Origin of the sequence: Actinomadura sp. NPDC023710 (assembly GCF_040639875.1) — a bacterium.
In the GTDB taxonomy this organism is placed as follows: domain Bacteria; phylum Actinomycetota; class Actinomycetes; order Streptosporangiales; family Streptosporangiaceae; genus Spirillospora; species Spirillospora citrea.
The window spans coordinates 23,264-33,520 of the sequence record NZ_JBFAGB010000047.1 but is presented as its reverse complement, the minus strand read 5'-3'; the positions used below and the strand labels follow the sequence as shown (position 1 = coordinate 33,520).

The 10,257-nt window shown below is 69.9% G+C and carries 10 protein-coding genes, 1 pseudogene and 1 riboswitch; of the genes and pseudogenes, 4 read left to right on the top strand and 7 right to left on the bottom strand.

The window, feature by feature from the left end; translation table 11 throughout:
- Positions 1 to 2 precede the first annotated feature (2 nt).
- Positions 3 to 1,160 carry an ABC transporter ATP-binding protein gene (locus AB0H37_RS37875; RefSeq protein ID WP_360617432.1) on the bottom strand — a complete coding sequence of 386 codons (1,158 nt, stop codon included), beginning with the start codon at positions 1,158 to 1,160 and terminating at the stop codon, positions 3 to 5.
- Positions 1,127 to 2,215: an extracellular solute-binding protein gene (locus AB0H37_RS37870; RefSeq protein WP_329095882.1), complete on the bottom strand. Its 1,089-nt coding sequence runs from the start codon at positions 2,213 to 2,215 to the stop codon at positions 1,127 to 1,129. The genes AB0H37_RS37875 and AB0H37_RS37870 overlap by 34 nt, the downstream gene beginning before the upstream one ends.
- Before the next feature lie 94 nt (positions 2,216 to 2,309).
- A riboswitch (SAM riboswitch) is annotated at positions 2,310 to 2,425 on the bottom strand.
- Between the two features lie 436 nt (positions 2,426 to 2,861).
- Between AB0H37_RS37870 and AB0H37_RS37865 the strand changes: the two are divergent.
- Both AB0H37_RS37865 and AB0H37_RS37860 read left to right on the top strand, forming a co-directional pair.
- A pseudogene (locus AB0H37_RS37865) lies at positions 2,862 to 3,080 on the top strand (FAD-dependent monooxygenase); the annotation flags it as partial.
- Positions 3,028 to 3,327, top strand: coding sequence for a hypothetical protein (locus tag AB0H37_RS37860; RefSeq protein ID WP_360617430.1), 300 nt, complete (start codon positions 3,028 to 3,030; stop codon positions 3,325 to 3,327). The pseudogene AB0H37_RS37865 and the gene AB0H37_RS37860, both read left to right, overlap by 53 nt.
- Before the next feature lie 96 nt (positions 3,328 to 3,423).
- Here AB0H37_RS37860 and AB0H37_RS37855 read toward each other — a convergent pair whose 3' ends face one another.
- A complete protein-coding gene (locus tag AB0H37_RS37855) occupies positions 3,424 to 4,374 on the bottom strand; it encodes an NAD-dependent epimerase/dehydratase family protein (protein ID WP_360617428.1) in 951 nt (316 codons plus the stop codon).
- Between the two features lie 64 nt (positions 4,375 to 4,438).
- Between AB0H37_RS37855 and AB0H37_RS37850 the strand changes: the two genes are divergently transcribed.
- Positions 4,439 to 5,065, top strand: coding sequence for a TetR/AcrR family transcriptional regulator (locus tag AB0H37_RS37850; RefSeq protein ID WP_360617426.1), 627 nt, complete (start codon positions 4,439 to 4,441; stop codon positions 5,063 to 5,065).
- Between the two features lie 169 nt (positions 5,066 to 5,234).
- Here AB0H37_RS37850 and AB0H37_RS37845 read toward each other — a convergent pair whose 3' ends face one another.
- Both AB0H37_RS37845 and AB0H37_RS37840 read right to left on the bottom strand, forming a co-directional pair.
- Complete coding sequence (locus tag AB0H37_RS37845) at positions 5,235 to 5,405, bottom strand: hypothetical protein (RefSeq protein ID WP_360617425.1); 171 nt, start codon at positions 5,403 to 5,405, stop codon at positions 5,235 to 5,237.
- 239 nt (positions 5,406 to 5,644) lie between these two features.
- On the bottom strand, positions 5,645 to 6,397 hold the full coding sequence (locus tag AB0H37_RS37840) for a DeoR/GlpR family DNA-binding transcription regulator (RefSeq protein ID WP_360617424.1): 753 nt from the start codon (positions 6,395 to 6,397) through the stop codon (positions 5,645 to 5,647).
- A 280-nt stretch (positions 6,398 to 6,677) separates the two neighbouring features.
- On the opposite strand from AB0H37_RS37840, the gene AB0H37_RS37835 reads away from it, so the two are divergent.
- Positions 6,678 to 7,802, top strand: a complete 1,125-nt coding sequence (locus AB0H37_RS37835; protein ID WP_360617423.1) for a glycoside hydrolase family 76 protein — start codon at positions 6,678 to 6,680, stop codon at positions 7,800 to 7,802.
- Positions 7,803 to 8,663: 861 nt separating this feature from the next.
- On the opposite strand, the gene AB0H37_RS37830 is transcribed toward AB0H37_RS37835, so the two are convergent.
- Positions 8,664 to 9,293: an anthrone oxygenase family protein gene (locus AB0H37_RS37830; protein ID WP_360617422.1), complete on the bottom strand. Its 630-nt coding sequence runs from the start codon at positions 9,291 to 9,293 to the stop codon at positions 8,664 to 8,666.
- A complete protein-coding gene (locus AB0H37_RS37825) occupies positions 9,290 to 10,129 on the bottom strand; it encodes an NAD(P)H-binding protein (protein WP_360617420.1) in 840 nt (279 codons plus the stop codon). Before AB0H37_RS37825 ends, AB0H37_RS37830 begins: the two co-directional genes overlap by 4 nt.
- Positions 10,130 to 10,257: the final 128 nt, after the last annotated feature.

Sequence of the window (10,257 nt, the reverse complement as noted above, 5' to 3'; positions counted from 1 at the left end):
CGCTACCGCCCCGTCCCAGAATCCAGGACGATCAGGTCGGCGGGGTCCCAGCTCGCGGTGACGGCGGTCCCGGTGCCCGGCGGGTCGGCGCTGCCGGCGCCGCTGTCGGCGACGTGCACGGTGAGCACGAGACCGCCCGCCGTCCGCACCTCGACCTGCCAGGCGCCGCCCGTGAACGAGCGGTAGGCGACGGTCCCGGTCACCCCGGTCGCCGCGCCCGTCCCGGCGGCGGGCGCCAGGCGGATCCGTTCGGGCCGGATGGCCACGACGGCCTTGCGCCCGGGGACCGGATCCGGGAGGCCGACCGGCACCGCGAGACCGCCGACGTCCAGGGCAAGGTCCTCGCGGACCGTCCCCTCCAGCACGTTGGCGGCACCGATGAACTGCGCCACGAAACGGCTCGCGGGGCGCCGGTAGACCTCGTCGGGCGTGTCGAGCTGCTCCAGCCTGCCGCCGTTCAGCACCGCGATGCGGTCCGACAGCGACAGCGCCTCCTCCTGGTCGTGGGTGACGAAGACCATGGTCGTGCCGACACTCCGCTGGATCTTGCGGAGCTCCACGCGCATCTCCCGGCGCAGTTTGGCGTCGAGGTTCGACAACGGCTCATCCAGGAGCAGCACCGCCGGGCGGGTGGCCAGGGCGCGGGCGATGGCCACCCGCTGCTGCTGGCCGCCGGACAGCGCCCGTGGGCGCCGGTCGGCGAACTCCTCGAGACCGACCAGACGCAGCGCCTCGGCGACCCGCTCCGCGCGCTCCCTCTTGGGCACCCGGTGCACCCGCATTCCGTAGGCGACGTTGCTCGCGACGGACAGGTGCGGGAACAGCGCGTAGTTCTGGAAGACCATGCCGAGTCCTCGCCGGTGAGGTGGCAGACCGGTGATGTCGGCGCCGTCGACGAGGATGCGACCGCTCTCGGGCGCCACGAACCCGGCGATGGCGTTCAGGAGCGTGGTCTTGCCGCAGCCGCTCGGCCCGAGGATCGACAGGAACTCGCCGCGCCTCACGGACAACCGGTCCAGGTCCAGGACGCGGTGGCCGTCGTAGCCGGCGGCCAGGCCCTCGATCTCGACGTGCCCGCCCTCGGCGGACCCGGTGGTGGCCGGGGCGCCGCCCGCGGGCGCGCCGGTCAGCGGAAGATCTCGTTCCACCGCTGCTGCCATTCGTTCAGCTTCGGCGTGGCGACGTCGTAGTCCACCCAGTTGAACTTCCGGTAGACGTCCGTGCCGTACTTGATCTTCGACTTGAAGGCGGGGCTGTAGTCGATCTTGCTGTTGGAACCCGCGTACCAGTTGCCCTCGGCGAAGGTCTTCTGGTTGGTCGCGTTCGTGACGTACCCGAGGAACTTGTAGGCCAGATCCGTCTTCTTGCTGTCCGCGGTCAGAAAGTAGCTGCTGAGCGCGCCGACCGCGCCGGACCTCGGGTAGGTGAAGCCGACCTTGCTGCCGGCCTGGGCCATCGCGAAGGCCCGCCCGTCCCAGTACGGCACCACCCACGCCTCACCGTTCTGGATGGCGCTCTGCACGGCCGTTGCGTTCGCCGGATAGGACGACACGCAGCCCTTCAGTTGCTCCAGTTGCTTGAACGCCCTGTCGACGGCCGCGGGATCCGACAGCTTTCCACCCTGGCCGGTCACCAGCGCGCTGAAGAACTCCAGTCCGGGGTTGTAGGTCAGCGGCGGAAGCGCCACGTGCCCGCAGAGGTTCTTGTCGAAGATGTCCTGCCAGTCGACCGGTGCCTGCTTGACCTTGTCGGTGCGGTAGAGCAGGCCGGTCGAGCCGATCGTCAACGGGACGCCGTAGCTCTTCCCGGACACCGTGTTCTTCTCGATCTCCACCGGGTCGAGGTCGCTCCAGTTGCCCACCTTCCCGGTCTCCAGCGGCTGGACCAACTTCCCCGCCACGGCCGGCCGGGCCGCGTCGGGGGTCAGCACGACCAGGTCGAACGGCGGGTTCTTGCCGCCCGAGGCGCGCAGCTGGGTCAGCCACTCGGCGTTGGCGCCCGGGACGAGGTTCACCTTGACGCCCGTGTCTCGCTCGAACGGCTCGACGAAGGACTTCTTGAACAGGTCCTCCCACGGCCCCGAGAACACCGTGACCGTCAGTTCCTTCCCGCCGCCCTTGCCCGAGCCGCCGGTGTCGGCGGTGTCCACCCCGCACGCCGCGGCGGCCAGCAGCGCCACCGCGCTGATGACGGCGAACGCCGATCGCCTTTCCACGTCTTGCTCCTCCATGTCCGAGCCGGCACAGCGATGGGTGTGCGGCGAGCGCACGTCACCGTTCCCCGAAACCTCGGGGAACGCGGCCCTTATGGATCCGCGCTTGTCGTCGCATGTCCGGCAGACGACCGTGTCCTCACCCGGAGCACCCCACCGCGGTCGGAGGGTTGCCGCCCAGCAAGCCGGGGCTTGGCGCTGGAACTCGTGACGCGAGGAAACATACCATATAAAAACGGTCGGAATACTATAATTTGGACGACCGAAGACTCGGGGAGCCGCCGCCCGCCTCAGGTCGCCGCCCGGGCTCGTTGCGCGGTCCGTGCGTGGGGGAGGCCCGGGCGCTACTGGATCTGGTCGGGTTGCGATGGTGGGCGCGGGGTCGTTCGCGATGGGTTCGCGTTCGACGAGACCGATCCGGCGATGTTCGTGCTCATGGCGCATGCCTCGCTCGAGCCGACGGGGCTCGTGGAGCCCGGCGTGCACCGGACCCGGGGCGGCCTGATGTTCGTGAACCCGCCGCCGGGCGAGATCGTGGTCGCCGAATTCGACCGGCTCGGGGCGGCCGGGCGCGGTCCGGTGATGCCGGGCGGAGTTCGCGGCCGCGGTCCGCCGGGTCAGCGGTGCCGAGGTCACGGTCGGCAGGTTCGACGGAGGAGTCCGTGTCACCGATCATGCCCGCCTGGCGCGGGAGTACCGGCGCGGCCGGGTGCTGCTGGCGGGGGACGCCGCGCACCTGCACTCCCCGATGGGGGGCCAGGGGCTCAACGTCGGGCTACAGGACGCGGCCAATCTCGGCTGCCGCCGAGCGTGTCGTGCGCAATACCCTCGCCCAGAGCGCCCTTCTGCGCACCGACCCGCACAGTGAGGCACTGCGGGCGGTCGTTGCCGAGCTGATCGAGCTGCCCGAGGCCAAGCGCCACCTCGCAGAGATGGTTTCGGGGACCGCTACCAGGCTTCCCGTGCCACCCGACAGTCACCCGCTGGCCGGGACGTTCGCCCCGGCTCCGGTTCTGGCCGCGATAGACGATGCCGTCCGGCCCGTCTCCGTGCCCTCCGAGGGACTGCCGTCCATGGTGGTCCGGCCCGACGGCTACATCGAGTCGGTCTCCTAGCGGGTGAACAGCGGTGCCTGGCTTCCCGTCCCTGTCGAAGTTCGTCGTGCGAGGGGTGACTTTGAGGTGGGCCGCGGGCACTGACCGACTGGCCGGTCACGGGGTCGGGTTGGCGCGGAACCAGTCGAGGGTGGCGGTGATGGCGTCGGTGTGCGGTGTCGTAGCGAACGGACCGAAGGTGGCGGTGAACTTCGAGGTGTCGCTCACGAACGGCCGGTCGCGCTGGTACCAAGTCTCGCCGAGGGCACGGACGGTCGGGTCGAACAGGCCGATCAGGCGTTGCATCGGGCGTCCGAGCGCCGCCGTCTTGCCGGGCCGGCCAAGCCCGGAGAGCACCAAGCCGAGGAATTCCCTGCCCGTCACGGCCGGCGCCGTCGGCAGGTGCCAGGCCTGGCCGTCCGCCCGCGCGTCGCTGCCGAGCGTCACGAGGCCCCGGGCTATGTCGGGCAGGTAGCTGAGTGTGTGAGGCTCGTCGAGCGACCCGACCCAGCGGGCGGTCTTCCGGCCGAGCGCCGCCGCGAACACCGTCGGGCCGACGACGGTGTTGACGCCGCCGGGGCCGTAGTAGTCGGAGGCTCTGCCGAGGGCGACGCGCAGTTCACCGGAGCGGTGGGCGGCCAGCAGCGCCTCGGCCATCGCGGCGCGTGTCCGCCCTTTGGGGTTGCGGGCGGCGTAGGGCAGGTCCTCGGTCAGCGCCCCGTCGACGGGGCCGTACATGTACAGGTTGTCGGCGAAAACCAGCTTGGCGCCGGCGGCGGCCGCGCCCTGGCGCACCGCGTCGGTCATGTGGGGGAAGTCCTCCACCCATCGGACGTACGCAGGGGCGGCGCAGTGGTAGACGACCTCGGCCCCGGCGCAGGCGGCCTTGGCGCCCACGACAGTGGTGATGTCGCCTTGATGGACCTCGACACCATGCAGCGCCGGCACCCGGCCGCTGCGGTTGACCGCGCGGACGCGATGCCCCCGGGAGACGAGCTCGCGAACCACAGAGGCGCCGACGGCCCCTCCAGCGCCGAGGACGACATGCAGATCAGTTTCAGCGGGCACAGCGGCCTCCCGTAGTACAGTTTAGGAACACTGTTATGGAACACCGTTGCGATACGATTGTCAAATGGCCCGCCCACGTGCCCGCGACTACGACGAACTGCGCCAGGACCTCCTGGACGCCGCCGGACGACTACTCGCCCAGGAAGGCCCGCAGTCGCTGAGCACCAGGCGCCTGGCTCGAGAGGTCCGTACCTCCACCACGGCCGTCTACAACCTCTACGGCGACAAGGCCGGCTTGCTGCGCGCGATGTTCTTGCAAGGGTTCGCCCGGCTTGCCGACACGTTCGCCGCGGTACCGACCGACGGCGACCCTGAGACCGACCTGATGGCCCTCGGACAGGCCTACCGGACCGCCGCCCTGGCCAACCCACACCTGTACGAGCTGATGTTCGGTCGCCCCATCGCCGACTTCCGGCCGGACGAAGCGGCCCTGGCCCAGATACAGGGCACGTTCGACACACTGGTCCGCGCGGTCGCACGATGCATCGACTCGGGCTGGTTCGCCCCGGCCGACCCCCACGACGTCGCCGCGCACCTCAACGCCCTGGTGCACGGCCTGGCCAGCCTCGAACTTCTCGGTTCCCTCGGCCCCCGCACCCAGGCCGACCGCTACTGGCGCATCGCGCTGGAGGCGGCCTTCCGCGGCCACCGAGCCCCCATGCCGGGGTCGCCGCAGCCGCTGGGGTCGTAGGACGAGGTGGCCCGTCCACCGCAGGAAGATTGGCGGTAGCGGACAATGAACGGCGAAATGAACACCCGAGCCGGACGGGGTGGCATCACCAGCGCCCGTCCGGTACGAAGGCGAGCGGCAGGGGCTCCACGATGGCGTCGTGGTTGGGCTGGAAGAAGAAGCGGATGGATCACGAAGCACCCGGGGACTGCGCGATGAGCGGTGGGACGAGGCACGCGGCGACCGCCAGGGTGGCGAACGCGACCTCCAGAGCGCCGGTGTAGCCGTCCACCACGGCCGTGTTCGGAAGTGCGGCCGGATGGGCGGAGAGAAAGGCCGCGCCGCCACCACGAACGTCCACCACCGCCGTCTGGCCATTGGGACGGCATGCTCCGCCAAGGCGGAGTCGTTGTCGTGAAGCCACGCTTCCACTGTTCCGCTGAAGCGATCCGGATGCTTTCCCTCAGCCATAGCCCGATGACCAGCGCGTGAGCACGTTCCGTGAACGGCCCCGGCGCCGAGGCCCTATCCGAGCCGGCGCTGAACGCGGCCCGGTCTGGACCGGCGCCAGCCGCAGCGGTTCAGCGGACGCCGAGCACCTCACACCTCCAGCATCTGCACTCCGGCATCCGCGAGGGCCGCCCCCGTGTCCGGATCGACCGGAGCGTTCGTGATGACCACGTCCAGGTCGGTGGCATCGCAGACCTTCGCCATACCGGTGCCCGGGAACTTGCCGGCGTCGGCGACGAGGACCACCTGCCCGCTGGCCGCGATCATGGCTCGTTTGACCGGCACCTCGACCACCGTCGTGTCCATGACGGTTCCGGTCGGCCGTATCCCGCTGGTGCCGAGGACGAGCCGGTCCGCGTGGATCTGCCGCAGGTTGTCCTCCGTCAGGTAGCCCACGAGCGACCGGTAGTCACGGCGCAGCATGCCGCCGAGAACGACGAGTTGGACGTGCTGGTCGTCGGCCAGCGTCTCGACCACCGGGAGGCTGCTGGTGACGACCGTCAGCGCCCGGCCCCGTAGGTGCCGCGCCACCATGTGCGCGGTCGTGCCGATGTCGAGCAGCACGGTCTCGCCGTCCTGGATCAGCTCGGCGCAGCGCAGCGCGACGGCGTCCTTCTCGGCGGGCCGGACCTCGGCGACGTCCGTGAAGGGGTCGTCATGGCCCTCGACCGGCATCGCACCGCCGTGCACCCGTTTGAGCAGGCCCTCCTCGTCGAGCTTTTGCAGATCGCGGCGTATGGTGGCGAGGCTCGCCGCCAAGCGCTCGGCCAGCGTCTCCACCGTCACCGGCCCTTCGGAGCGCAGGACGCGGAGGATCAGCTCATGGCGTCGGTCCCGGAGCATGCGTCGACCGTACTCGCGCAAGACCGATCACCACCAGACATTCTCCATCACGCTCCTGCGCGTCGGCTCTCGTGGGCGCACGAGCCGACGTGCGCTCCCCATCTGCCCGCCGTCGCGGCGAACCAACCGACGTCTCCGTCAATTTCAAGCAAGAGCGCTCACATAATGTGAACGATCCTGCCGAATCTTGCGCGTCTCGTTCCACCCGAGGCACAATTCAGCGCAACCGCCCAGGCGGAGGCCATGGGCTGGGACGCCTCGTTGCCATGGAGGGTGCGCGATGACCGGACTGAAGCGACGTACGGGAAAGGGTCTGGTCTCCCTCGTGGCGGGCGCCGTGCTGGCGCTCGCCGTGGGCACGTCCGCCGCAAGCGCGGACGCGGGCGAGGACAGGACCGCGCGGGCCCGTGCCACATCGGCCGTCGACGCGATGATGGGGTTCTACGACCAGGCGAGCGGACGCTGGCAGCCCGAGAGCCCCTGGTGGCAGTCGGGCAACGCGCTCCAAGCGCTCCTCGACTACATGGCGCGGACCCGCTCGACCCGCTACCTGCCCCAGGTGAAGAACACCATCGAGCTCCAGCGCAAGCCGCTGCCCTGGTGGCCGCAGGGCGGCGGCGAGTTCCGCGCGGACTCCACCGACGACACCGGCTGGTGGGCGCTGGCGATGGTCCGCATGTACGACCTCACCCGCGACACCAGGTACCTGAAGATCGCCGAGACCGACGAGGCGTACATGCGCCAGTACTGGGACGACACCTGCGGCGGCGGCATCTGGTGGGACCTGCCCGGGAAGACCTACAAGAACGCCATCAGCAACGAGCTCTACCTCGAACTGGCCGCCTCCCTGCACAACCGGATCCCGGGCGACACCGAGTACCTCGCCCATGCGCGCCAGGCCTGGCGCTGGTTCGCCCGCAGCGGGATGATCAACGGATCCCACCTGGTCAACGACGGCCTGGCGACGCAGAGCGGAAACTGCGGCAACAACGGCGGCACCACCTGGACGTACAACCAGGGCGTGATCCTGGGCGGCCTGACGGAGCTGCACCGCGCCACCGGCGACCCGTCCCTGCTCGCCACCGCCCGGCGGATCGCCGACGCCGTGACCACCGACCCGGGCCTGTCACCGCGCGGAATCCTCACCGAGCCCTGCGAGGCCGCCGCCACGTGCAACTCCGACCAGGCGGCGTTCAAGGGCATCTTCGCGCGGAACCTCGCCGAACTCGACCGCGCGCTCCCCGGCCACCCGTACCGGAACTACCTGACGACCCAGGCCCGCTCCGCCTTCACCTACGACCGGAACAACGCCGACCAGTACGGCCTGCGCTGGACGGGCCCGTTCGACCAGGCCGACATCGCCCGCCAGGAGTCCGCCGTAAGCCTGCTCACCGCCGTCCTGTAACCACTGAGCGAACGGACTCGCCCGCTCACGACGACGTCGCCACATCCGCCACGCCATGTGAACACCGGCCGGCGGATGTGGCGATGGCGTTCAGGCGCCCGCGCTGGTCAGCAGCCCGTCGATGAGCTGTGCGGCCCGCGGGCGGCTACGGATCTGGTCCGTCGACCCGACAAGGCCATGAGCCTCCCAGGGGACGGTCAGGACAATCGGGTCGAAGGCGAGATCGCTCCGGAGGAGACCGTCGAGGTCGGCTACTGGGTCCGTGTCGAGAAGGTCCTTGTGGACGGTCGGATCACCGTGTTCGTCAATCCCGGCGACCGTTACGGCACGACGAAATCCGTCGCCGGGCTCTGTGGGCGCTGTTCCTCGCCACGCGGTGGGTTGCCGGGCTGGTCCCGCTGCTGCTCATCCAGGGCTTGGCGCTCGATCGCCACGGCTGGGACTCCGCGGACGGCGACTTCGACGACAGACCCGTCACCGTCATGGATCGCTGCGGCACAGGCGCAAGTGACGACCACTTCCCGGACGCCTGGTCGATGTCAGGCTTCGCCTGGGATGCCGTCTCGGTGCTCGATGCTGCAGGCATCCAGCGAGCGCCATATCTACTGGGTCGCGAGCGAGCGGCCGCACGCGGTCGTGCGCAGCTTCTTGGACGAGCACGACAGATGCTGACCATGCCAGCGGATGGCAGGTGGCGCGGACCCGCAGAAGTTTTCCGAAGCGCCCCGGAACCTCGTCGGTTCCGGGGCTGCTCGCGGCCAGTGGCGATGCCCCGGACGAGCCCGCGGCTGCGGCACGGGCCCGGTGGGCCCGTGCCGGCGGAGTGAGCGGCGAGGCGGCGCAGGTGCGGGGTGAGCGGGATCAGCGATGGAGGGTGTGGTGCGGCTGTCCATGGTGGACGGGGCGCGGGTGGTGGTGGGTGGCAGGGATGGTTGCCGCACCGTTGTCGTGCATCGAAGGCACCGCTGACGCGTTCGTGCCGGGGCCCTCGTTGATGCGGTGTGCGCCGTACACGACCAGGGCCCAGGCCAGGCAGGCGAACGCGGCGGTGTGCAGGAGCGCTCGGACGATGTTCCCGATGACCCACTTGTTCTCGAATTGGTCGCGCACGGTGTCCAGGTGGTTGATGTGCTGAGGGTCGCCGGCCTTGGCGAGCTGGTCGTTGAGGGGGACGTTGACTCCGCTGGTGACCATGAAGGCGATCAGATAGAGCGCGAGCGCGGCGATGAGCCAGGGCATGACCGGCCGGCCGTGGCCGCGCCAGGCCAGGAACACCGCCAGCGCGATCAGGGGGATGGATCCCATGAAGGGCAGCATGAAAGCGGGGTTGAGGATCGCCTTGTTGATGCCCTGCATGGCCTCGATGAGCGTTCGGTCGGAGGATCGGTTCAGGCCGGGCATGACGGCGTAGGCGAAGCCGGTGAACAGCCCGGCCATGAGCCCGGTGGAGATGAGGGCGGCCATCATGGTCGCGGTCTGCAGGATCTTCATATCGCGTCCTTCGAGGTCCAGATGCCGGTGGCGGCGGTGTCGTTGGCGTAGTCGGAGAAGTCGCGGGCCGGGCGGCCCAAGACCTGCTGGACACCGTTGCCCAGGTGAGCGTTGCGGCCGTCCAGGACAGTGGTGAACAGGTAGGTCAGCAGGCCAGTGACCTCGTCCGGGACCCCTTCGGCCGCCAGCGCGTGAGCGTAGGTGTCGACGGGGACGGGCACGTAGGCGATGTCGCGGCCGGTCGCTCGGCTGATGGCGGCGACGGCTTCTGCGAAGGTGAGCAGCCGCGGTCCGGTCAGTTCGTATGTACGGCCGCTGTGCCCGTCCTCGGTGAGGACCGACGCGGCGACGTCGGCGATGTCGTCGGCGTCGACGAACGGTTCGCGCACCTCACCCGCCGGCAGCACCACCTCGCCGCTCACCACCGGGTCGAGGAGGTAGCTCTCGCTGAAGTTCTGGGCGAACCAGCTAGCGCGCAACACCGTCCAGTCGGCGCCCGAAGCGGCAAGCGTCCGTTCGCAAGCGAGCGCCTCGTCCTCGCCGCGCCCCGACAGCAGCACCAGACGCCGCGCGCCCGACTCCACCGCGAGCTCGGCGAACGCGCCGATCGTCTCTGGCGCACCGGGGGCGGCCAGGTCCGGATAGTAGGCGACGTAGACCGCGTGAACACCGTCGAGCGCGGGCGCCCACGTCGCACGGTCCGCCCAGTCGAAGGGCACCCCGCCGGATCGCGAGCCGATCCGGACCCGCAGGCCGCGTCCGGTCAGCCGCTGGACGACGCGTCGGCCGGTCTTGCCGGTCCCGCCCAGGACGAGGGCCAGATCACGGGAAGTCATAGGGACTCTCCTCAGTTTCCGAAGCGGTGGCCGTGCCGTTATGGCCACACCACAACCATCGGGTGCGCGGGGATCGTCAACAACAGCCGATCATGCAAGGATCGTTAACCTGGAGGTTGACGGGCTGG